The organism is Amycolatopsis sp. NPDC047767 (assembly GCF_040704195.1).
GTDB lineage: Bacteria > Actinomycetota > Actinomycetes > Mycobacteriales > Pseudonocardiaceae > Amycolatopsis.
This window is the reverse complement of sequence record NZ_JBEYSJ010000065.1, coordinates 1-23545: the sequence shown is the minus strand read 5'-3', so window position 1 is coordinate 23545 and position 23545 is coordinate 1. Positions and strand designations below refer to the sequence as shown.

The window sequence follows — 23545 nt, the reverse complement described above, 5'->3', positions numbered from 1 at the left end:
AGACCCCATTAGAGGTCCACAACGAGTACCTGAACCGACAGCTCGCAGCATGAATTAGCCATACGAAAGCTGTCCGGAAATTTCGGGGCGTCTCAATTCCCGCCATCCGCTCCCGCCGCGGTCCGCGACGCCGCAAGCCGGCCAAGCTGCACGCCGGCAAGGCCTACGACCAGCCCGACCTCCGCCGCTGGGTCCGAGACCACGGCATCAAGGTCCGCATCGCCCGCAAGGGCATCGAATCCAAGGACAAGCTCGGCAAACACCGCTGGGTGATCGAACGAACCATGGCCTGGTTCACCGGATACCGCCGCCTCACCCTGCGCTACGAACGCAAAGCCGAACACTTCCTCGCCTTCCTCATCCTCGGAGCCAGCCTCACCTGCTACAAGAAACTCCGCAAACTAGCCACATGAGACACGCTCTAATACTGCAACGACACTTCGTTATAAATTGCCCGGCGTGTCGGTTAGGCCCTGGTTCGACGGTCGTGTAGTTGATCTTGTGTGCTGGAGATGGTGACGGACTGGTCGGCGCAGTTCGCTGCGTTCGCGGGGCGGTTCGCGACGCGGTTTTCCCGGGTGGAGCCGCGGCGGCAGATGGTGTCCTACCTGCGGGGACTGCTGGCCGAAGTTGAGCGCAAGAACGGCTGGACCCTGGCGGAGATGGCCGGTGAGGCCGGTCCGCAGGGCATGCAGCGGCTGCTGAACTTCTACGCCTGGGACGCCGATGGCGTGCGTGACGATGTGCGTGCTGCGGTGGTCGAGGTGCTGGCGGACGCGCAACGCGGCGTCGTGATCGCGGACGAGACCGGGTTCGTGAAGAAGGGCACGAAGTCCGCCGGCGTGGCGCGCCAGTATTCGGGCACGGCCGGGCGGATCGAGAATTCGCAGATCGGCGTGTTCTTGGCGTATGCCTCGGATCGGGGACGGGCTTTGATCGATCGCGGGTTGTATCTACCGAAAGAGTGGATCGCCGATCGGGGCCGGTGCGCTGCGGCTGGTATTCCCGACGATGTCGGATTCGCGACCAAACCCGAGCTGGCACAACGCATGATGGAACGTGCGCTCGCCGCGGGAATCCCGTTTGCATGGTTCACCGCCGATGAAGCCTACGGCCAGGTCGGGCGACTACGGCTCTGGCTGGAAGAACACGACATCGCACATGTGCTCGCAGTACCCAAGTCTCAAATGGTGATTTCGATGGATCTGCGACAACGACGCGCCCGTGCCGTCATCGCGGAGGTCGAACCGGCCGCCTGGCAGCGTCTGTCCTGCGGCGATGGAGCGCACGGGCAGCGGATCTACGATTGGGCGGTGGTCGACATCCGGCCCCTGCGCCGGCAAGAAGTGGGCCATTGGCTGCTGGCTCGCCGCTCGGTCAGCGATCCCACCGACATCGCCTATTATATTTGCTTTGGCCCCGCTGGCACCGATATCCGCGAACTGGTGCGAGTCGCCGGAAGCCGCGGGGCAATCGAAGAAAGTTTTCAAACCGCGAAAAACGAAACCGGACTCGACCACTACCAGGTCCGCCGATACGAAGCATGGTATCGGCATATCACCCTCTCCATGGCTGCGGCGGCATTCCTCGTCCTCACCCGAGACGCCGCGAAAAAAGGGGACCCACACCCGGCCTGATACCGCTCACCTCCAACGAAATTCGCAGACTGCTCAACCGCGTCACCGCGCCGATCCGCCACACAACCCAGCACGCGATGCACTGGTCACGATGGCGACGCACCAGCCAAGCCCGAGCGCGAGCCAGCCATTACCGACGACGCGGCCATCACGAAGTGTCGTTGCAGTACTAAATCCCCTTAGGGGTGACTCGTCAAGCTGCCTTGACACTGCCTGGAGTGCCGGGTAGTGACCACCCTGGGCACGGTGCGCACTCGCGCCGCCGGCGACGCACACTCATGCCCCCAGCGTCGACGTGTACTTCCGGCGAAAGGAAAACTACGGCCGCGCCGGCGAGCGGGTGCTCCAGCAGTGCGGAGGGATGGATCTGCCCGGCGCGGTGGCCGAACACGGCCACGCCGCGGCCGCCGCGCTCCGCCGCGACCAGCGCGCCGAACAAGCCCGGCATGCCGCCGTCACCGGCTTTCGGCGCCGAGCAGGACCGCCGTACGCCCGGCGCGCCGAAATTGCCGCACCGAGCTGCAGCAGCAGCGGCTCGAGCGCGCGCCGCCAGGCCGAGGCCAGCGGGCACGGCACACGGCGCCGGTTTGGCCGCCGGAGGCCCCGAGGGTGACCCGTCTGGACAGCCGAAACACCGCTGTTCACGCCTTCGGCAATCCGGCGTTTCCCGGGTGATCCGGGGTTCAGCAGTAGCGGTACAGCCCTGACCAGTAAGCCCGGATTCGCGCCGCCGAACGCTGTCCCGACGGTTCTGGGCGGTCCTCGGACGGCTGCGGATCGACGAAATCGCCGACGCAACCGGGATTGCACTGCCCGAGCACGACGAGTACGAGACCATCTCCGGGCTGGTGCTGCGCGGTCTCGGCCGCGCGGCGCAGGTGAGTGACGAAGTCACCGTCTCGGCACCCGGCCCCAGCGATGAACCCGCGCAGCAGGTCGTGGTGATCCGGGGTCGACTCGGTCGTCCGCCACGTGCCTCGCGCCGTGCAGTTGAGCATCCGCCCGGCACCGAGCCAGACGGGGGAGGAGGTGCGATGAGCGCCGGCCTGTTGCGCTGTTCGGTTGTTCGCGCTCGTGAGGCTCCAGGAAGTGCACGGCACCGAGCTGCCACGCTTGCCGCAGACGTCTCCGGGCTGGCCGCTGATGACGGGGCCGTTCTACATCGCGGCCGCCGGGTCGGTGAGCTGCCTGTTCGAACGTGTGCGACCCATCGGTCGGCTCCCAGTCCTTTACCCTGTGCGGCTTGACGATGTTGCCCTCCCGATTGCAGCTCGCCGTCGCCGGCTTCAAGGTCAGCACGGCCTCGCTGCTGGGCGCCCTCACCGCCGCGGGGGCCGGCCTGGTCCTCGCCGCGGTGTAGATGGCGGGTCTCGATTTACGCGATCCCACCGGAATTGCGCACCACAGGTGGACTCTGCGCACCATGGCACAGGCGAAGGAAGAACCCATCGCCGCGGCGACCGGGCCGAGCGGGGCTGCGGCGGCTGAGCAGACAGCCTGCGGCGTCGAGTCGAGCCTGCCGATTACCGAGAACGTACGCCAGGTGGGTTCCAGCGCGGCCGATGCCCGCCTCGCACCCAACGTTGTTTCCTAGCCTGGCCCCGACCGCGGCACGTCATCACTTGACCTGGCGCAGCTCACCCGCAGCTACGCCAGGTCAAGTGGCGGGTGCCTGACCAGCTTTCGCGTTGTTTATCAGCGTCTTCCATCACGAGACCTACGCCGGCCCGCGCAGCCCGGGATGGCCGAGATCGGTCGCGGTGGCCGGTGATCTCTGGTTGCGCACCGGCGACACCGCGTGCGCGTCCTCGTCGACGCGGGCTCCACAGCACCGGACCCTCGCCGCCAACTTGACATCGCGCTGCTGTGCTGGGATCGCCATCGAGCTGAAATGGGTGTAAGCAGGAGGTCTCGAGTCCGACGGTGGAGGTGCCGGATGGGCGAGGGTGAACTTCCGCTCCACGACCCGTCGGCGCGGGTCGAGATTCTCGACGAGAACGAACGGACCCGCGTTGTACGGCTGTTCCTCCCCGGGCGGACCGTCGTCGGCAAGCAGCCGCTAGGGCCGGACGCGCAGCGGCGGCTGCGGCACGAGCGGGCGGTGCTGGAACGGCTTCGCGGTGTTGCGGGTGTCGCACAATTGGTGGAGGCGCCGCGGTTTCCAGGCTCGATCGTGCTGGCGGACGCGGGCGCCCGGAATCTGGCGGGATTCTCGGAGCCGCTGCCCGTCGGACTCTTGGTCGACGTCGGTTTGGGGTTGGCCAGGGCCGTCGCGGCTGTGCACTGTCGCGGGGTGCTCCACCGCGACATCACGCCGGCGAACGTGGTGATCTCTTCCGACGGTGCGCCGTGCCTGGTGGATTTCGCGTTGGCCACATCCGTCGCCGAGGGCGGTGACCGGTCCGCCGATCGCGGCGAGATCGTCGGGACGCTGGCGTACCTGGCGCCCGAGCAGACCGGCCGCACCGGCCGTCCGGTGGATCGGCGAACCGACCTGTACTCGCTGGGCGCGACGCTGTACGAACTGGCGACGGGCGCGCCGCCGTTCGGCTCAGGCGACCCGCTGCGGCTCACTCACGACCACCTTGCGCGAGTCCCGACGCCGCCGAATGAGGTCAACGCGGCGCTGCCGCCGCCAGTCTCCGAGATCATCCTGCATCTGCTCGAGAAGGAGCCGGACAATCGGTACCAGACCGCGGAGGGCCTGGTCTACGACCTGGAACGGGTACGGAGCACCCGGGCCGGGCCGGCGACGGGTTCACTCCGCGTCGGTGAGCACGACTTCCCGCCCGCGCTGGCCGCGCCGCCCCGGCTGGTGGGGCGCGACGCCGAGGTGGCCGTGTTGCAGGCGGCGTTCGAGGACGCGCTCGGGGGCCGGTGCCGGGGGATGCTGGTCAGCGGCGCCGCCGGGGCGGGAAAGACGACACTGGTCGATGAGTTGCGGCCGACGGTGGCGAGCCGGGGCGGCTGGTTCCTCGCGGGCAAGTTCGACCAGTACCGGCGAGATCTGGAGTTCGACGGGCTGTACCAGGCGTTCCGCTGCCTCGGCCGGCTGCTGCTGGCCGAGCCGGAGAGCGAGCTGGATCTGGTCCGACGACGGATCGCTGACGCGGCGGGCTCCAACGCCGGTCTGATGACCGCGGTGGTGCCGGAGTTCGCCGCCCTGCTCGACGTGCCGCCCGATCCCGGCAACCCGCTCACTGCGCAATCGCGGGCACAGCACAACAGCGTTCAGGTCCTGCGGGCGGTCGCCTCACCGGAGCGACCGGTGGTGCTGTTCCTCGACGATCTGCAATGGGCGGGGATTGGCCCGCTCGGGTTCGTCGACCTTCTGCTCGACGAGGAGCCGATCGCCGGCCTGCTGCTGGTGGGGGTGCACCGAGACGAGGACGTGGACTCCGCACGGCCGCTCGCGGCACTGCTTTCCCGCGCCCGGCCCGGCGTGCGGTCCCTGCGGCTGGGCGAGCTGCCCCTCCAGGGGGTGGCCGCCATGGTCGCCGACATGCTGCACGCCGACGCAGACGCGGCGACGGGCCTGGCCGAGGTGCTCGCGCCGCGCACCTCCGGCAACCCATTCGAAACCGTGCAGCTGCTCAACGCACTGGGAAGAGAGGGGATGCTCACTGCCAGCGGTACCGGCTGGCAGTGGGACTCCGCAGCGGTGCGGGCGCATCTGGGCCGGTCGGAGGTCGGCTCCCTGGTGGCGGCGCGGGTCGAGGCCCTGCCGGCGCCGTCCCAAGCGTTGGTGGAGGCGATGGCCTGTCTAGGCGGGCGCGCCGAGCTGAGCCTGCTGGGCACCGCCACCGACGAACCGGAAGCCGCGCTCCACCAGCACCTGGCGCCGGTCCTCGACGAAGGCTTTCTGGAAGTCGACGGCGGGGAGGTCCGGTTTCCGCACGACCGCATCCGCGAGGCCGTGATTCGCCGGCTCGGCCCCCACCGGCGCGGCGCCCTCCATCTGGCCATGGCCCGGCGGCTGGCCGGGGTGCCGGAGCTGTTCGCCGCCGCCGCCGAGCAGTACCTACCTGTCGCCGACGCCGTCGGCGACGCCGCCGAGCGAACACAAGCGGTGAAGCTGCTGCGCCGCGCTGCCTGCCAGGCACGGTTGATCGGGGACCACGCGCTGGTGCACGCGCTGCTGACCGCCGCGCTGCAGCTGGTCGACCCGGAGGCGATCGGCACTCGGGTCGAGCTGCACAGCGGCCGCCATGCCGCCTTGTACAGCCTGGGGCGCCTGGACGACGCGGCCGACGAGTACCGCATGATCGCCCGACTGTGTCCCAGCGCCATGCAGCGTGCCGACGCCACCTGCTTGGAGGTGCGCAGTCTGACCCACCGGAAACGTTTCAGGGAGGCGATCGAGCTCGGCAGGGAGTCCTTGGCTGACTGCGGCATCGTCGTTCCCACGACCGACCGGCTCCCCCTTGAGCTCGACGGTCAGTTCGACTACCTGTACCAGTGGCTGGACCACAGCGGCCCCGCCGACGACCTGAGCCGGCCGGATCTGGCCGAGCCCACCTTGCTCGCCGCGTCCCGTCTGATCAACGTGGTTCTGCCGCCGGCCTACTTCGTCCCCGATGTCGCCCTGTACGGGTGGCTGAGCCTGGAGGCGTTGCGGATCTGGCTCGGACACGGGCCCGGCCGGACCCTGATCGGGCCGGCGAGCCACGCTGCCATCGCCGCGATGGTGCTGCGCGACGACTACGCCGCCGCATACCGCGCGATGCGCCGGCTCCTGGAGCTGGGCGATGCCCGCGGCTACGAACCCGACACCGCTCCAGTGCGCTCGGCGTTCGCCAGTGTCTGCTGCTGGTTCGAGCCGATCGAGAACGCCGTCCGAATGGCCGAGTGTGCCCGGGAAGCCCTGATCGCAGCGGGCGAGCCGGCCTGGGCCGGATACGCCTACGCACCTGGTGTGGCGGGACTGCTGGAGTGTGCCCCCTCGCTGGACGACTACGTCGCCGAGGTGGATGCCGGCCTGGCCTTCGTGCGCCGCACCGGTAGCGAACAAACCGCCCAGTGGCTCGAGAGCTATCGGTGGCTGGCGGCTGTCCTGCGCGGCGAAAGCCCAGTTCAAGCCGGTGACTCCATCCCCATCGCCAGGTATGCCGACAACCCGTCGGCGCTCCTGTTCGCCCACTTGGCCCGAGCGGTCGCCGCCGCCGTCTTCGGCGATCCGGCCGGCCTGGCGCGGCACACCGCTGCCGCGATGCCGATGCTCCAGGCGACCTCGGGCTTCTACCCGTCCGCCCTGGCCCGCCTGCTGCGGGGGCTGGCCCTGGCCGGCCATGCCCGCGCCACCGACGGCGACCAACGTGCGGCGCTGCTGACCGACCTGGACGAGGTGACGAGCTGGCTGGCCGCCCGCGCCGCCGACGCCCCGGACAACTTCCTGCACCTGCTGCGGCTGCTCGAGGCCGAACGGGCCTGGACGGTCGGCGACTTCCGCGCCGGCGCCCTGGCCTTCGACACCGCCCGCCGCGAGGCTGTCCGGCACCAACGTCCGTGGCACCGAGCCCTGATCACCGAGCGCGCGGCCCGCTTTCACCTAGCCCACGGCCTTGACCACACCGGCCAAGAACTGCTCATCCAGGCCCGCCAGTGCTACGCCGCCTGGGGAGCGACCGCCAAGGTCGCCCAGCTCGACTGGGCCTATCCCACCTTGCGACCCGGAACCGACACCACGCCAGGGCTCGGCGGCGAGCTCGCCGCCGGCCTCCCTCAGCGCTCCGTCATCACCACCGGAACCCTCGACCTGCTCGGTATCCTGTCCGCCTCCCAGGCGCTGAGCTCAGAGACCAGCATCGGTCGCCTGCGCGCCCGTGTCGTCGAGGTGCTCTCCTCGCTGACCGGCGCCACCGCCGTGCAGCTGCTTCACTGGAGCGACGATCTCAATGACTGGCTGCTGCCCACCCCCGGTAGCGACGTGGTGGACACCCTCGACGAACATGCGGCCCCGCTGTCGGTGGTGCGCTACGTCCAGCGGACGGGCGAGCCGCTGGTTGTCACCGACGCCACCCGCGACGAACGTTTTGCCCGCGACCCGTGGTTCGCCGACCTCACGTGCTGCTCGCTGCTCGCGGTGCCGATCCTGAGCCGCGGCGTCCTGCGAGCCGCTCTGCTGCTGGAAAACCGCCTGATCCGCGGCGCGTTCACCGCGGAACGGCTTGATGCCGTCAAGCTCATCGCGGGCCAGCTCGCCGTTTCGCTCGACAATGCCCAGCTGTACACCCAGCTCACCGCCTCACGGGCCCGCATCGTGACGGCGGCCGACCAGGCGCGCCACCGCATTGAGCGGGACTTGCACGACGGCGCCCAGCAGCGGCTCGTCTCGCTCGCCCTGCGGCTACGGGCGGCCGAGGCAGTGGAATCCGGGGAACTCGCCAGCGATCTTGGCGAGCTCGCCGCCGAAGCCGTCAGCGTGATCGACGAGTTGCGGGAGATCGCGCGCGGCATTCACCCGGGAATCCTGGACACGGGAGGGCTCCAGCCCGCCATACGCACGCTCGGCCGCCGGTCACCGATCCCGGTCGACCTCGATCTGCCCCCGCTGCCGAAACTACCCAAGCACGTCGAGGTCAGCGCCTACTTCATCGTCGCGGAGGCACTCACCAACGCGGCCAAGCACTCGCGGGCATCCTCGGTCGCCGTGACCATCCGTTCCGACGCGGCGAACGGCGTATTGCGCATCGCGGTACGCGATGACGGCGTCGGCGGCGCCGGGCTCACCGGGGGCACCGGTTTACTCGGCCTCAAAGACCGCGTCGAGGCGATCGGCGGCCGGATCCTTATCCAGAGCCCGCGCGGATCGGGGACGAGCCTGCAGGCGAAGCTCCCGCTCGACGGCGCGGACTTGTCGTCCGCCATGGAAATCGATGCAGGGGCGATCAACTCGCCGGAGTGATGGTGCGCCGACGCTCCCACGCGAGCGCAACGCCGAATTCGCCTGCTCGGCGGGCCTGCAGCTGCGCTGCGGTGCGCTTCTCCTTCGACCGCGCCGGGAGCGCGGCGCGGTCGAGACGCGCTTTCCCGCCTGGCTTGCCAGGATCCGGCAGGTCGTTGAGCGGGGTCAACGGCTGCTCGTCCGCCTGATCGGGATTCTCAACCGCTGCCGGATCAGCTGCCGGCCCTCCGCCTCGACGGCCTCGATCATCTCGGCCCATGGCGCGCGTTGGTCTTTCTGTGGGACACCGCCCGCAGTTGCTCGCCCCCGCCCTCGGCGCCGACCCCTCCGGCACGCTGGCCGTCAGGCCCGCCATCTTCCACCTGGTCCCAGCGCGTGCGCCGGTCCTACGGCAGCCTCGTCCCGCCGCCGCAGCTGCTCGCCGACCTTGCGCTCATGACGGCCGCCGCGCTTCGCACGCAATGGCCTTCTCGCCTCGCGGGAGCCCTCAGGGCGGCGGTCACAGAGCCGAAACGAGCCGTCGCGGCACCTCGGTCCTCCCCGGGGCCAGCGGCCGCGTGGGACCCGGCTTGTGGCTCGCCGAACGCGCCGTGTGCAGTTGGCTGGCCATCTCCGCCCGCCTCGAATGCCGATCGTCGTGCCGTCACCCCGATTGTCGGACCCGAGCCCTACATCGCTCGGACGGAGGTCCCGTTGTAGCCGCACAACGAGTTGGACTGCGCGCCGGCGGGGTACTTTTGCCGTCGGCGAGTCTGTATTCCTTCTGCCGGCCGCGACTTACTGCGCGCTGTTCATCGGCGAGCGAGGCTGCACGTCGTTCGCGTCGAGGTCGAGCCGCCTGCGGTGCACGCGCGGCAACCGCCGACTGGTGAACGAATACTCGACCGTGGGGTCGGTCTCGGCGTCGACGGCAACCTCGGGCCGTACCGGCAGGTACTGCGTGCGTTCGCGGCCGAACCAGCCCGCCGGAGGTATAGGCCACCGGGTCACCGGTGGGTGCGACGTGCCCGTGCCCCGTGCAGCGGGGCCGCCACCCACAGCCCTCGCGACTCCTGCTCCCTGGCGTGCCCGAGCGGGACGCAGTCCCCACAATTTCAGACGTGGTCTTGCCCGGCACGCGGCCGGCAGTGCAACGTGATCATCGACTGTGACAGGCCCCGACGGGGGAGCCGTCGCACCCCGAGAAAGCCGAGAATGCACCCATGCCGATGATCACCACCGACGACGGCGTCGAGATCTTCTACAAGGACTGGGGCAGCGGCCAGCCGATCGTGTTCAGCCACGGCTGGCCTCTGTCATCAGACGACTGGGACACCCACATGCTGTTCTTCCTGCAGCACGGCTTCCGCGTCATCGCGCACGACCGGCGCGGGCACGGCCGGTCGGCGCAGGTGGCCGACGGGCACGACCTGGACCACTACGCCGACGACCTGGCCGCGGTGGCCGCCCACCTCGACCTGCACGACGCGATCCACGTCGGACACTCGACTGGCGGCGGTGAAGTCGTGCGTTACCTCGCCCGGCATGGCGAGTCGCGGGTCGCTAAAGCGGCGCTGCTCAGCGCCGTGCCGCCGCTGATGGTGCAGACGGACGCCAATCCCGGCGGCTTGCCCAAGACAGTGTTCGACGACATGCAGGCCCAGCTCCTGGCGAACCGCTCGGAGTTCTACCGGGCCGTCGCTTCGGGTCCGTTCTACGGCTTCAACCGGCTAGGGGTCGAGCCATCCGAAGCCATGATCGAGAACTGGTGGCGCCAGGGGATGATGGGTGGCGCGAAAGCGCACTACGACGGGATCGTCGCGTTCTCCCAGACCGACTTCACCGAGGACCTCAAGAAGATCACCGTGCCGACCCTGGTCATGCACGGCGACGACGACCAGGTCGTCCCCTACGCCGACTCGGGTCCGCTCTCGGCGAAGCTGCTGCAGAACGGAACGCTGAAGACCTACGCCGGTTTCCCGCACGGCATGCCGACGACGCAGGCCGAGACGATCAACGCCGACCTGCTCGAGTTCATCCGCTCCTGATCGGGTGAGCACGGAGGCCCGCGGGTTCGTGGTACGGCTAAAAGTCAACGAATTCGCGGGTCGTCCGGGGCCTGCGGTGCGTGCCGAGCTCGTTGGCTCTGGTGCGACCGCGTCACATTCGAGGTGGACCTTCGGCTCCCTCCCGGCACGGTCGGTGACGTCGGCTTGCGGTCGGCCTCGATCTGCACCTTCTTAGGCGCCGGCTTCGCCATAGCGGACGTTGGTGCCGGCGTCGACCTTGCGGACCACGGCGTCGCGCCGCCTGTCGAGAGGCGAACCGGACGCAGCGGCCCGCGAAACGGCGCGCAGAACGCGAACACGACCCAGACAAGTCTCATGCCGCCGGTCAGCGGGCTACCCAGGATGCTGACGAGTGCGGCCACGAAAAAGATCACGGGGAGCAGGATCAGCGCCCCGATGCCCACGACCACGGCGACGTGCGCGCCATCGGTTGCGGCCAGTTCAGTGGGGAAGTTCATCGGTACCTCTCTCGGGTTCTCCTCGGTCCGCGGTCACCACCTGGACCAAGACACGGTCAGACACGGTTTCAGATGGTCGTGTGGTTTCGGCCCAGCCAAGGGAGCTCCTGCCATGGCCGAGCGTCGCACAACAGCGGTGGGCGTCCTCCGGGACAGTCGTCCCGGCCCGATTCGGGTGATCCCGGCATCCGCCGTTTCGGGTGCGCAGAGTCGGAACAGGTGGTTGCCCGAACGTCACCACGCGTGCCGTCGTCCTTGAGATGACCTGGGCCGATAGCTAGCCTGTGTGAATTTTGTGCAGCGCGCGGAGGTCTGGCAGCTCGCCGGTCTTCAGCGTGGCACCCTGAGCTCAGTGACTTGACCAAGTCTTTCGGGAGCCGGCCGTCCGACGCCGAGCTGACGTGGTCCCGGGCTCCAGGGTCGGTGCGGGCTCATGAACGTCTTTGACAATTCTGTCAAGTATCGGCGGTATCGGCGGTATCGGTGAGGGGGAAGTAATGCATGGAACCGCACCGCACGGCGGAAAAGCGACGAGGGGGTCGGCGGTTCCCGTGAGCACACCCGGTTCCGACGGCTCCACGCCGCTCATACGCGGCCGCAAACCTGAGCTCGCGGTCGTCGAGGAGTCGTTCTCGGCGCTGCGGCGCGGAGGCAGTGCCGTACTCGTGTTCGAAGGACCGCCCGGAGTCGGGAAGAGCCGGCTGCTGCGCGAGGTCAGTACGCGGGCCGGACGTTACGGCATCCGGGCTGTGGCCGGGACGGTCCTTGAGGGGCAGCGGACCTGTCCGTTCGCGGTGTTGCTTTCCGCGCTCGCCGAGGGCGAGGAGTCGGTGCTCGCCGGCCGGCTCGCTCGGCAGCTCGTCGCGACGCCCGGCTCACCGCAGTGGGCTCTGCACGAAGTCGCGGCGGCGATCGAGACCGCGGCGGCCGACGGCCCGCTGACGGTGGTGATCGACGATCTGCAGTGGGCCCACTCCGAGACGCTGGCGGGCCTTCGGTGCCTCGTCGACGGTCTCCGGCGGTCGCCCGTGCTCTGGGTGCTCGCGGTCAGCACCGGCTGGGCTCCACCACTCGTGGCGGAGACGCTGGCATGGCTGGAGGCCAACGGCGCGCGGCGCGTGCGGCTCGGCGCACTGCCCGGTCCCGCCGTGACCCAGATCCTCTTCGACGTCGTGGGCGAACCCGCGGGCCCGGTGCTGATCGAGCTGACCGAGCAGGCGGACGGGAACCCGCCGTGGTGGCGGCGCTCGTGCACGGCCTGCTGGAGGAACAGCGCCTGCACACGGTCGACGGCCAGGTGATGGTCTGTTCGGGTGCGCCGCCCCGCCGGGTCATGCAGCTGATGGAGCGGCGGCTGAACCGGCTGTCGGCCGCCGCGCAGCGCGCGGTTCGGGTTGCCGCGGTGCTGCCGCGCCGATTCTCGGTCGCGCACTGGGCCGCGACGCTGGATAAGCGTCCGTCGGAGCTGATCGAAATCATCGCCGAAGCCTTCGACGCCGACCTTCTCGTCGAGGACGACGACCAGCTGCGGTTCCGCCACGGTCTGTTCCGTCAGGCGCTGGTCGCCGCCACCCCGCGCTCGTTGCACCGCGCGCTGCAGCGGGAGGTGAGCGGTGTGCTGCTCGCGACCGGGGCGGCGCCGACCGAGATCGCGCTGCGGATGGCCGACAGCGCCGAAGTGGGGGATCGCGAAGCCGTCGCACTGGTCCGCCAGGCCGCTGACGTCATCGTGGCCTCCGATTCCCAGAGCGCGGCTGAGCTGAGCGTCCGGGCGCTGCGCCTGCTGCCGCCGCACGACCCGGCGCGCTCGTCGCTCGTGGCCGACGCCCTGCACCTGTTGCACCGCGCGGGCCGGTCGGACGAGGCCCGCGAGCTCGGCGACTCCACGCTGGCCGGTGCGTTGTCCGCAGTGCCGGAGGCGAAGGTGCGGCTCAGCCTCGCGAGCATGTACACCCGACCGACCGGTGACCGGCTGCGCGACAACCTGCTGGCCCTCGAACTGCCGGCCCTGCCGCCGGTGTTGCGTGCCCGCCACCAGGCGTGGCTCGCCTACAACCTCGCGATGAGTGGCCGGCCCGAGGAAGCGGAAAAGAACGCCGCCGAGGTCAGGCTCTGCGACGACCTGCAGTCGCGGGTGCTGACCGAACTCGCCCTCACCGCAGCCGACAGCGCGTACGGCCGGATCACCGCGGCGTCGCACCGCATCGAGGCGGTGGCCGAGCAGGTGCGGGGCGCACCCTACGCCGACTGGCAGGAGATCGTCCCCTTCCACCGTGCGCACCTGCTCGCCGTGTCCGGCCGCGTGGCCGACGCGCGAAGTGTGCTCGAGGGTGCCGTGAGCCGGGCTCGGCACGTGTCCGCCACAGTGATCGTGGACGCCTGGGCGGGGTTCGACGGGCTGCTCTCCCTCGCCGCCGGCCGGCTGTGCGAGGTGCGCGACGAGTTCGCCCCCAGCGCCCACGACACCGCGGACACTGACGAGATCACCGGGGACTACGCCGCCATCGTCCGACTGTCGGCATGGGCGTCGCTCTACGTCCACCAGGGTCGCGGCGCGTGGTCGCCGCAGCCCGGCGCGTGCCCGATGGCGCGTCCCCGAACGTCCGGCGCCTGGCCCGACGGGTGCTGGCGGAACGCGAAGTGCGTCGCGGCGACCCCGCGAAGGCGCTCCGGCTCATCAGCGATGACCCGTTGCCCGCCACGCCCCCTCTGCTGCCGCACGACTTCGGTTACCACGTTCGCGTCGTGCGGACCGCGCTGGCCGCACGCGACCCGGCAGCGGCCGAGCGCGCGGCCGAAGCGGCCACTCTGGCGTACCGGGAGAGCCCGGGGATCCGGGTGTTCGAGGGCGTCGCCGCCCACGTGCAGGGTCTGCTGACGGCGGATCCGTGGGTGCTGGCCGACGCCGCGCGGTTGCTCAAAGGAACGGAACGGCCGCTGCTGTTCGCCTCCGCAGCCGAGGACGTCGGACGCGCGCTGGGTGAGCACGACGAGCGCGGGGCGGTCGCCCAGCTCAGCGCGGCCTTCGACACGTACCTCGAACACGACGCCGCCGCCGATGCGCGCCGGGTCGGCCGGGTGCTCGCCGCGAAGGGCGCCGCCCGCCGGGTGGTCACCCGCGACCGCCCCGACACCGGGTGGGAGAGCCTGACGAGCGCGGAGCTCAAGGTCGTCCGCCTGATCGCGGAGGGCACGACGAACCGTGAGGCCGCGGCCCGCCTGGTCCTTTCACCGCACACCGTGAGCTCACACCTACGTAGCGCGTTCACGAAATTGAATATCAACTCCCGTCGTGAGCTGGCGAAAATCGTCGACGCGATCGACGCTTGACGCCGTGCGGAGGTCACTCCGTGCGCACCCCACGCCCGGGCTTTCATATCGCACGTCCATGCGATGGACCACGCCGACTCGTCCGATGACGATGGTTTCGACTCTGCTTCGAGCAGGACCGACAACAGTTGACCGAATTCAATCGCTGAGGAGTTCTTCGTGGACCTCGAGGTACCGGCCGCCAGACCGGCCCGGGAAGAGCCCACACCGGCTCGCGGGCCCGCCGCAGAGCCCGTGATCCTGACCGTGAACGGCCGTGACTACGCCTTCGAGCTTGAACCTCGGGTCAGCCTGCTCGACGCGCTGCGCGAGCACCTGTGGCTGACCGGGTCCAAGAAGGGTTGCGACCAGGGCACTTGTGGTGCCTGCACCGTGTGGGTCGAAGGCCGCCGCGTGCTCGGTTGCCTCACACTCGCCGTCACGTGCGAAGGCCGCGAAATCACGACGATCGAAGGCATCGCCCGGGAGGGCGAGCTGCACCCGATGCAGCAGGCGTTCATTGATCGCGACGCGTTCCAATGCGGATACTGCACGGCCGGGCAGATCATGTCGGCGATCAAGCTCATCGAAGAGGGCAACGCCGAGGACGACGAGTCCATCGCCGAGTACATGAGCGGCAACATCTGCCGCTGCGCTGCGTACCCGAACATTCGGGCGGCCATCCGCGACGTCCGCGACCAGCAGCGGGAGGGATGACGTGCGTCCGCTTTCCTACACCCGGGCGTTCGACGTGGAGGCCGCGGTCGCGACCGCGGCTGCCAACGAGAACAGCGCTTTCCTCGCCGGTGGGACGACCGAGATCGACCTCGTGCGGCTGGGTGTTACCGGCCCCGATCTGCTGGTCGACATCAACGCCCTTCCGCTGGCCGACATCGAGGAGCAGTCCGACGGCGGGCTCCGGATCGGCGCGCTTGCCCGGATGACCGACGTCGCGCGCCACTCCGTGGTGGAGGAGCGCTACCCCGCGGCGTCCCAGGCGCTGCTGCTGGGTGCTTCGGAGCAGCTGCGAAACATGGCCTCCATCGGTGGCAACCTGTGCCAGCGCACGCGGTGCACGTACTTCCGCGACAACATGTCCCCGTGCAACAAGCGGGAGCCCGGCTCCGGCTGCTCCGCGCTGGAAGGCATCCACCGCGGGCACGCGATCATGGGCACGAGCGAGCACTGCATCGCGACCCACCCGTCCGACGTGGCGGTGGCCCTGGTCGCCTTCGACGCAATGGTCCACACCATCGGGCCGGACGGCGCCCGGGCGATCCCGATCGACGACTTCTACCTCGAGCCGGGCACCAGCCCTCACGTCGAGCACCCGCTCGCGCACGGTGAGCTGATCGTGGCCGTCGACCTGCCGGCGCTGCCGATCGCCCGGAACTCGGTTTACCTGAAGTTCCGCGACAGGCAGTCGTACGAGTTCGCGCTCGTATCGATCGCCGCCGCCGTCGAGGTCGAGGACGGGGTCGTGCGCGACGTGCGCCTCGGCATCGGCGGCATCGCCACCCGTCCGTGGCGGGCGCGGCGCGCCGAAGAGGTGCTGATCGGCGCCCCGGCCACGCGCGAGAAGTTCATCGAGGCCGCGGCCGCGGAGTTGAGCGGCGCGTCGCTGCGCCGGGACAACGCGTTCAAGGCCGAGCTCGCCAAGCGCGCTGTGGTCCGCGGCCTGACCACCCTGCTCTCGGGAGAAGCACGATGACCCAAGCGATCGGCAGGCCGGTGTCCCGTGTGGAGGGACCGGCGAAGGTGACCGGGGCCGCGCGGTATTCCGCGGAGATCGTGCTGCCCGACATGACTTACGCGGTGATCGTCGGCGCCACGATCCCGAGCGGCCGCGTCGCAGAGATCGAACCGCTCACCGAAACCGGCGGCGTGCTCGCGGTGCTGACCCATGAGAACCTCGGCAAGATCTTGGGGCAGCCGCAGCTGCTGCCGTCGCTGGTCGGCGGTCCCGCCCCGGGCGCCAGCTTCTTCCCGATGCAGGACGACCACGTGCACTACTTCGGGCAGCCGGTGGCGGTCGTCGTCGCCGACTCCCACGAACGCGCGCAGCACGCCGCCGCGAACCTGCGGGTCCGCTACGAGCGCACGCCGTCGACGACGACCATCGACGAGGGCCGGGACAAGGCGTATGAGGTCGAGCGCCTCTTCGGCGGCCTCATGCCCGCCCGCAACGAGCGAGGCGACGTGGACACCGCGCTCGCCGAGGCCGGCGTCCGGCTCGACCTGGAGTTCCGGTTTGCGGCCAACCACCACAACGCCCTCGAGCCGCCGGCGACGACAGCGGTGTGGGACGGCGACCAGGTGACCATCTACGACTCCACACAGGGCATTCGGGCCAGCCAGCTCACGGTCGCGCATCTGCTGGGCCTGCCCCTCTCCCACGTCCGCGTGATCGCCAACTTCGTGGGAGGCGGCTTCGGCTCGAAGGCCATGGTCTGGCCGCACGTGACCCTCTCGGTGATGGCGGCTCGGCACGTCGGGCGCCCGGTGAAGCTCGTGCTCACGCGCCCGCAGACCTACACGTCGAACGGGCACCGCGAGGAGCAGGAGCAGACCTTGTCGCTCGGCGCGACCAGCGACGGCCGGCTCACCGCGCTGGAGCATCACAAGCTGTCGATCTCGTCACCGTTCGACGAGTGGGCCGAGCCCGCGACCGGGGTCTCCTCCCAGCTGTACAAGTGCGCCAACTTCCGCGGCGTGCACCACCTGATCCGCGGCAACACGCTGACCCCGACGTTCACCCGAGGCCCGGGTGAGGCCGCCGGTTCGTTCACCCTCGAGACCGCGATGGACGAGCTGTCCGTGGAGCTCGGCATCGACCCGGTCGAACTGCGGCTGCGCAACCACACCGACGTCGACGACCGCGGCAACCCGTGGTCGAGCGACGGGCTGCCCGAATGCCTGCGGCTCGGCGCGGAGAAGTTCGGCTGGTCGGAGACGAGCCGCACCCCGCGCAGTCGCAGGGACGGCACCTGGCTCATCGGCACCGGGATGGCCTCGGCCGCCTACCCCGTGCCGCTGTTCATGCCGACGCAGCGGGCCAGGGCCCGGCTCTACGCCGACGGCAGCGCGGTGGTCGAAGCCGGGACCCAGGAGTTCGGCACCGGTGTGCTCACGGCGATGACCCAGGTCGGTGCCGACGCGCTGAGCATCCCCCTCGCGAACATCCGGTTCCACAGCGGCGACACCGATCTGCCCAACGTCAGTTCCGCGGTCGGCTCGGCGGGGGCGGGCATGATCAGCGCTGCAGTGCACGACGCGGCGACCAACCTGCGGCAGCAGCTGATCGACCTCGCGGTGTCCGATGAGGCCTCGCCGCTGCACGGCGCGGACCCGGCGAAGGTCGATGTGGTCGGCGGGCGCATGCAGCTGCGCGACGACACCGCGAAGGGCGAGAACTACGGCGACGTCATGCAGCGGCACCGGCTGTCCGAAGTGGAAGCACTGGGCAGTTGGTCGCCACCGCCGCTGGACACGCCCCACGGCCTGCTCACCTTCGGCGCGCAGTTCGCCGAGGTCGCAGTCGACCCCGACCTCGGTCTCGTCCGGGTGCGCCGGCTGGTGGGCGCCTTCGCGCCCGGCCGGGTGCTGAATGCCAAGCTGGCCCGCAGCCAGCTGATCGGCGGCATGCTGTGGGGTATGGGTCAGGCGCTCCTCGAGGGCAACCGCATGGACCCGCGCGGCGGCCGGTGGGGCGCCGGGAACCTCGGCGAGTACCTGGTTCCGGTCAACGCCGACGCGCCCGAAGTGGAGGTCGAGTTCGTCGACGTCGCCGACGACGTCGTCAACACGCTCGGCGTGAAGGGCGTCGGCGAAGTCGGTCAGGTCGGTGTCGCGGCCGCGATCGGCAACGCCGTATTCAACGCGACCGGGCACCGCATCCGCGAACTCCCGATCACGGCCGAGCTGGTAATGGACGCGGCGGACAGCTGGTCGTGACGACGAAGGCGAACGAACGAAGACCCTCCGACCGCCCGACGATCAGCCGATCCGAACGCCACCGGCGGGTTGACCCGGCCGGGTCGGGGTCTTCGCGCTGGTCACGGCAACCTGGGCTCGGCGTGGCAGGACTGCTGCTGGTGGTCCCAGTGGCGGTCCTGCTCGCCGTCGGGGCAGGCGGTGCGGAGCCGTCTCTGCTGGTACTCTCGCCGCTGGTCACCTTCTCGCTGCCGGTGGTCGCGATGATCGCGTTCTGGTGGGAGGACTGGCCGGGCACGCGGCTGGGGCCCAACTGGGCGGGGTGGGCGGACACGGTGCTCGTGGTGCTGGCCGCGATCGCGCTGACCGTGCTCGGCCAGGCCGTCGTGGGGCACGTGTCCTTCGCCGCGATCTTCGACCCGTCACCGGAAATCCTCGAGCTGAGCACGTTCCCCGCGACGATGCCGATCGCCGGTGCGGCGTTCGTCGCGACGCTCCAGCTGACCTTGGTGACCGAGGGCTGGCCATTGCGCCGCTACCTCAAGCCGATCCCCGCCGGGGCGTGCGCGGTGGTGCTGGCCTGGCTGATCGCGATGGTGCTGTTCGTGCTGCTGCTTGGCGGAAAACCGTTCCAGGGGGAGGGGCACGGGTTGCTCACGGGCGGACAGCTGGGTGCCGTACTCACCCTTGTCGGGGTCTGGCAGGTGTGGCTCTTCGTCGTGTGGCGGGGCTTCCCGTTCTGCCGGATCCGCCGGCAATGGGTGCGCCTCGTGAGCGGGAACGCCGTCACGATCGGCGGCGGAATCCTGACCTACCTGGCCCTGGCGCAGGGCGCCGGGGTGTCCACGCCCACCCTTTCCGCGGTGGCGGGATCGTTCATCGCCGGGGGCCTCATCATCGGCATGTTGTTCGAGGACGCCCTGCCGGCGCGGTGGTCCCTGCCACAGGAACGCGCAGTGTCTCTGGTGTTCTCTCTGGCCGTCGCGGCGGCGCTGCACCTGATTCTGCTGGCATTGGCCGACTCGCTGCACTGGGATCGCGGATCGGCGATCGACTGGGTCGGCCACGTCACGCTCAACGCCATCGGCCTGGCGGTGATCCTGCACGTCGCGATCGGCCGACGGTGGCCGTTCGCGCGGACGGGGTGATTCCGCCCTGACCGGAACTTCCGGCATCGGAGTCATCCGCGCCGGCGTTGTCGGCATGAGCGGCAAGGTCGGGGCGGCCCGGTCGATCGCCTGCATCTGGCTTTTCTCGTCCACCGCGAGGAGCGTCGCCGCGTCGTGCAGGCCGACCCAGCCTTGTGCCTCGCCCACGCTGATGCCAGCATCGACCGGATACCCGTCTCCGCGGCTTCGGGGGCGAAAGCCGGCCAGCGTCGTTCGTCGGACAGGTTGCCGGTGCGGAAGACTTCACGCTGGGCGATCGCGTCGAGGCACGGCCCCTGGCCGGTGCGGTACTCGATCTTGTCGACCGTGGTCACGACCTCGGAGGTGGGGGCCGCGGTGTGAATCCGGCCGTCCTAAATCACAGACGTCTCCCCCTACGTCAACGGTTGATCTCTCACTGCATCTAGGTTCCCCAAAGCCCGCCCTTGTACCGCCACGCTAGTCAAGCCCGCGGACGGCACTGTTTCGAACGAGCGCAGCAGCGACCTCGACACGACGATAGCGTCCAGGTTGTAGGCCAGCCACTACCGTTCGTCGTCACACCAGCGACGGCGCACACCGTGGTGAGCTGCATCGACGCCCTGCTATCGAACGCATGTTCCCCTCTTTGTGGATCTCCTGCGTCAAACTTCTTGGCAGGGTCGCTCGGTTTACGCTCCGAGCGCGGCAGCCGAAGGAGGGATCCATGGCTAGGACGCGGTGGTCGAAGGTCCCGATCGAGGACAAGGTCAGGGTTGTACTCGCGATGCTGTCCGGTGAGCTGACCGAGGCCGAGGCCGCGCGGCGACATGGGGCGAGCCCGATGTCGGTGTCCACGTGGAAGCAAACCTTCCTCGACGGCGGCACCAAGGCATAGGTAGCCCGCCCGAGCGGTCCGGCAGGGAATCAAGGGCCGCCGCTCTGCGCCGCCGTGGTTTGCTGCCGCTTCCCGGCAAGGGGCGGCCGTCACGTGGTAGCGGCGACGCATAAAAGCCATGCCGGCAGCCCGGTGATGAGCGTGCTCCGGTACTGGAAGCGGGCGGGGTCGACGTCGAGGTGAGCGAAGGTACCGGCCCTGCGCCTGTGGGGTTTCCGGGCATTGCCCGCCGTACCGGTGCCGGGCAGCTACGAGTGGGGGTCGTCGACCTTGAGCTGGGCTCCGGGATCGGCGACGAAGACGACCAGTAGCCGGGCCGGTGCCGTGGTGCTGGTGTTGTCGGTAAGGACGTGGTGCGCGCCGGGCTGCTCGATCCAGTTTTGGCCCTGGTGGTATGTGGTGATGGGTTGGCCTTCGAGTTGGCTGCGCACGGTGCCGTCGAGGACGTAGGCGTAGACGAACGCCTCGCCGTGCCGGTGCGGCGCCGCGCGCGCGCCGGGCGGCAAGGTGACGATCACGGAGGTGAAGGTCTTGCCTTGCACGTTCGGCAGGGCCTGCTGGATCAGGGGGGTCAGGGATTCAGTGGGTGGCTGCGCTGCCGTGGTGGGCATCGGAGCCGTGACGGCTGTCGGGGCCGTGGCCGGGGCGGGCTGGTCCGAGGCGGTGCAGGCCGTGGCCCCGGTCAGTGTGGCGACGGTCAGGACGCCACCGGCGATCCGCATTCCGATCATGAGGGGTCTCCTGTTCAGCTTTCGGTGACGCGGATGATCGTCTTGCCGGGGGTGCGCTTGCCGGGGGCGAGCGCCGCGGGTGCTTCGGCGAGTGGCCGGACGGCGCCGACGATCGGCTTGAGCCGTCCGTCCCTCAGCCGTGTGGCGAGGTCGGCGAGCCGGGCGCGGTCGGGTTCGACGACGAAGAAGACGGCCCGCCCGTCCGCGGGCTGGACGGTGGGCGGCATGGCGATGGTGACGAGCGTGCCGCCGGCACGCACCAGGGCGGCCGAGCGCTCGAGGATGTCTCCGCCGATCACGTCGAACACGACGTCGACCTCGCCCACGTCCTCCAGCTTCTCGGACTGAAGGTCGAGGAAGGTATCGACGCCGAGCGCGAGCGCCTGGCCCCGGTCAGAAGTCCGGCCGGTCCCGATGACGCGGGCGCCGGCTTCGCGGGCGAGTTGCACCGCGATCGACCCCACGCCGCCCGCAGCGCCGTGGACCAGGACGGTCTGGCCGGTGGTCAGGTGGCCGTGGTCGAACAGGCCCTGCCAGGCGGTCAGTCCGGAGATCGGCAGCGCGGCCGCCACGGTGTGGTCGACATCCGCCGGCAGCGGTGCGAGATTGCGAGCCTCCACCACGGTGTACTCGGCGAGCGAGCCGTCGCGGAACCAGTCAGCCATGCCGAACACCCGCTGGCCGACACTCAGGCCGGTGGTGCCGAATCCCAGTTCGACGACGACACCCGACAGCTCGTGGCCGGGCACGCTCGGCGTCCTGTCCCGGCCCGCGCGATCGGTCCACGTGGCCGACCAGTCGAGTTCCCCGCGCGTGAAACCCGCGGCGTGCACCCGCACCAGGACGTCGTTCTGGGCCGCGTGGGGGTCAGGCAGGTCCGCTAGTGACAGCCCGGCGATACCGGCGCCTGGGTCTCGAACAACGATCGCTTGCATGACAACCCTTACTGGGAGGGGATCGATCGAGCGCACCTGCTCGCGAGCGTTCCCTCGTCGCCACGTTGTGCGTTCTCAGCAGGGAGACGAGGTAGCCCCACCCGATGTGACAGCTCGCACGTGATTGAGTTTGCTCGGGTTGCTGACCCGCGATAAGCAGTGATCAGACCGTCTCTGACCTGCACCGTGTCGACAGACTATACGCGGCCCTGCCGGTGGAACACGAGGGCGAGCTCGCCGCCGACCTCGACGAAATCGATGTAGTCTGGACGTCTACCCGCACGGACCAGATCGACCTGGGCGCGGCGGTGCGGCGTAGGCGGGGTCCGGTGAATGTTTTCAACCCTATCGGGACTGGGCAAGCTGGACTCGACGATGACGTTCGACCCGATGTCGGGCGGCGCCTCGCGAGTGACGGCCACGCACCGTGGTTGATCGTCATCGGGGCGTAAGACCGTTGAGGCGCGGCGCTCCTTAATCCGCTCAACCGTGCTGTGCGTCGGTTGCGTTCAGGAGTTCCACACCGCCAAGCCGGCAATCGCCATCGCCATCGCCAAGAAGCTCTCTAAGCGGTACGGCTGACCGGTTCGCCTGCACCCGTTGCCGCGTGGCCTCAGCGGCTGGGCAGCGCGACGCGGGTGGTATCGAGGTCGGCGAGCAGGTCGCCGAGCTTGTCGATGCGGTGCAGGACGTCGTTGGCGGTGAAGGTCGGCTCGGCCGCCGCGGGTTCACCGCCTCGGAGAACCGGGTGTGGCGGATCTGCTCGATGCAACAGATCTTCTCACTGCACGCCAAGAAGAAAGGCCGCTCCCGCAAGCCGGCGGTCGCCGCGGTCGTCGGCGCGGTGGCCTGCGTTGTCGCCACCGATGGCCTCTGCCTCGGCGCGATCGCAGCCGGCGCGACCGAAGGCTCCTTGTTCGGCGGTGCCGGGGCTGCGGCCGGCGCCGCGGCTGCCGCGGTCACGGAGGGTGCTGGCGCCTTAGCTGCGGCCGGTGGTGCCACAGCCGGTGCTGGAGTCGCCGGCGAGATGCTCGGCGACGGTGCCGGTGAAGCAACCGGTGGCGAAGCCGGGGCCGAAGCGACTGCTGGGGAGTCGGCCGGCGAAGCAGGCGCTGCGCCCACACCCGCGGACCCGCCGCCGCCTCCTGCAGCTGCGAAGAGTGCTCCGGCGGCGGCCGCGCCGGCGGAGGAGGCCCCCGCTGCCAGTCCGGCCAAGGCTTCGTCTGGGTGTAACAGCTTCGCCGGTGCCACGGCCGTCCTGATGGCTGATGGCTCGAGCAAACCGATCGACCAGGTCCACGTCGGCGACACGATCACCAACGCCGAGCCCGACAGCCACGACGCTGAGCAGCACGTGGTCACGGCGGTGCACGTCACTACCACGGACAAGTCCTTCGACGATCTGATCTTCAGCACGCCGGACGGGCCGGCGACCGTCACCAGCACCGCCCAGCACCTGTTCTGGGATGTCTGGCGCGCCTCCCACTTTTCGGACAGTGGGCCTAATAAGGTCTGGTCTGGATTGGAGGATGTGCAATGCCGGAACGGCGGCGGAAGTTTTCTCC

Annotated in this window: 16 protein-coding genes and 3 pseudogenes; 15 read left to right on the top strand and 4 right to left on the bottom strand. The window is 69.7% G+C overall.

The features are described from left to right. Nucleotides 1-89 precede the first annotated feature (89 nt). The 5 genes and pseudogenes from AB0878_RS48590 to AB0878_RS48570 all read left to right on the top strand — a co-directional run. Nucleotides 90-413 (top strand): annotated as a pseudogene (locus tag AB0878_RS48590) (transposase); the annotation flags it as partial. A gap of 90 nt (nucleotides 414-503) precedes the next feature. Further along, nucleotides 504-1810 (top strand): annotated as a pseudogene (locus AB0878_RS48585) (IS701 family transposase). 564 nt (nucleotides 1811-2374) lie between these two features. After that, a complete protein-coding gene (locus AB0878_RS48580; RefSeq protein WP_366590300.1) occupies nucleotides 2375-2884 on the top strand; it encodes a transporter associated domain-containing protein in 510 nt (169 codons plus the stop codon). 176 nt (nucleotides 2885-3060) lie between these two features. Beyond that, entirely contained in the window at nucleotides 3061-3231 is a 171-nt protein-coding gene (locus AB0878_RS48575; RefSeq protein WP_366590296.1) for a hypothetical protein, read from the top strand. A 342-nt stretch (nucleotides 3232-3573) separates the two neighbouring features. Beyond that, nucleotides 3574-8541, top strand: a complete 4968-nt coding sequence (locus AB0878_RS48570) for an AAA family ATPase (protein ID WP_366590294.1) — start codon at nucleotides 3574-3576, stop codon at nucleotides 8539-8541. A gap of 777 nt (nucleotides 8542-9318) precedes the next feature. On the opposite strand, the gene AB0878_RS48565 is transcribed toward AB0878_RS48570, so the two are convergent. After that, a complete protein-coding gene (locus AB0878_RS48565; protein WP_366590292.1) occupies nucleotides 9319-9531 on the bottom strand; it encodes a hypothetical protein in 213 nt (70 codons plus the stop codon). Nucleotides 9532-9743: 212 nt separating this feature from the next. On the opposite strand from AB0878_RS48565, the gene AB0878_RS48560 reads away from it, so the two are divergent. Next, on the top strand, nucleotides 9744-10568 hold the full coding sequence (locus AB0878_RS48560; RefSeq protein ID WP_366590290.1) for an alpha/beta hydrolase: 825 nt from the start codon (nucleotides 9744-9746) through the stop codon (nucleotides 10566-10568). A gap of 44 nt (nucleotides 10569-10612) precedes the next feature. On the opposite strand, the gene AB0878_RS48555 is transcribed toward AB0878_RS48560, so the two are convergent. Then, nucleotides 10613-11047, bottom strand: a complete 435-nt coding sequence (locus AB0878_RS48555; protein WP_366590288.1) for a hypothetical protein — start codon at nucleotides 11045-11047, stop codon at nucleotides 10613-10615. 551 nt (nucleotides 11048-11598) lie between these two features. Between AB0878_RS48555 and AB0878_RS48550 the strand changes: the two genes are divergently transcribed. The 8 genes from AB0878_RS48550 to AB0878_RS48515 all read left to right on the top strand — a co-directional run bounded on the left by AB0878_RS48550 (nucleotide 11599) and on the right by AB0878_RS48515 (nucleotide 20314). Then, complete coding sequence (locus AB0878_RS48550) at nucleotides 11599-12348, top strand: ATP-binding protein (RefSeq protein ID WP_366590286.1); 750 nt, start codon at nucleotides 11599-11601, stop codon at nucleotides 12346-12348. Continuing rightward, a complete protein-coding gene (locus AB0878_RS48545; RefSeq protein ID WP_366590283.1) occupies nucleotides 12282-13925 on the top strand; it encodes a hypothetical protein in 1644 nt (547 codons plus the stop codon). Before AB0878_RS48550 ends, AB0878_RS48545 begins: the two co-directional genes overlap by 67 nt. Further along, nucleotides 13886-14377, top strand: a complete 492-nt coding sequence (locus tag AB0878_RS48540) for a helix-turn-helix transcriptional regulator (protein ID WP_366590280.1) — start codon at nucleotides 13886-13888, stop codon at nucleotides 14375-14377. Before AB0878_RS48545 ends, AB0878_RS48540 begins: the two co-directional genes overlap by 40 nt. Before the next feature lie 234 nt (nucleotides 14378-14611). Beyond that, complete coding sequence (locus AB0878_RS48535) at nucleotides 14612-15073, top strand: (2Fe-2S)-binding protein (protein WP_366590298.1); 462 nt, start codon at nucleotides 14612-14614, stop codon at nucleotides 15071-15073. 1 nt (nucleotide 15074) lies between these two features. After that, nucleotides 15075-16067, top strand: a complete 993-nt coding sequence (locus AB0878_RS48530) for a xanthine dehydrogenase family protein subunit M (RefSeq protein ID WP_366590278.1) — start codon at nucleotides 15075-15077, stop codon at nucleotides 16065-16067. Beyond that, nucleotides 16064-18310 carry a xanthine dehydrogenase family protein molybdopterin-binding subunit gene (locus AB0878_RS48525; RefSeq protein WP_366590276.1) on the top strand — a complete coding sequence of 749 codons (2247 nt, stop codon included), beginning with the start codon at nucleotides 16064-16066 and terminating at the stop codon, nucleotides 18308-18310. The genes AB0878_RS48530 and AB0878_RS48525 overlap by 4 nt, the downstream gene beginning before the upstream one ends. A gap of 122 nt (nucleotides 18311-18432) precedes the next feature. Further along, nucleotides 18433-19437, top strand: a complete 1005-nt coding sequence (locus AB0878_RS48520) for a hypothetical protein (RefSeq protein WP_366590302.1) — start codon at nucleotides 18433-18435, stop codon at nucleotides 19435-19437. A gap of 706 nt (nucleotides 19438-20143) precedes the next feature. Further along, nucleotides 20144-20314 carry a transposase gene (locus tag AB0878_RS48515; RefSeq protein ID WP_366590274.1) on the top strand — a complete coding sequence of 57 codons (171 nt, stop codon included), beginning with the start codon at nucleotides 20144-20146 and terminating at the stop codon, nucleotides 20312-20314. 248 nt (nucleotides 20315-20562) lie between these two features. On the opposite strand, the gene AB0878_RS48510 is transcribed toward AB0878_RS48515, so the two are convergent. Beyond that, nucleotides 20563-21045 (bottom strand): cupin domain-containing protein, encoded by a 483-nt coding sequence (locus AB0878_RS48510; protein ID WP_366590272.1) that lies wholly within the window; start codon nucleotides 21043-21045, stop codon nucleotides 20563-20565. A gap of 14 nt (nucleotides 21046-21059) precedes the next feature. Then, the gene (locus AB0878_RS48505; protein WP_366590270.1) at nucleotides 21060-21980 is read right to left on the bottom strand and encodes an NADP-dependent oxidoreductase; all 921 of its coding nucleotides are present in this window, start codon (nucleotides 21978-21980) and stop codon (nucleotides 21060-21062) included. Nucleotides 21981-22587: 607 nt separating this feature from the next. Here AB0878_RS48505 and AB0878_RS48500 point away from each other — a divergent pair. Then, nucleotides 22588-23545, top strand: a pseudogene (locus AB0878_RS48500) (hypothetical protein); the annotation flags it as partial.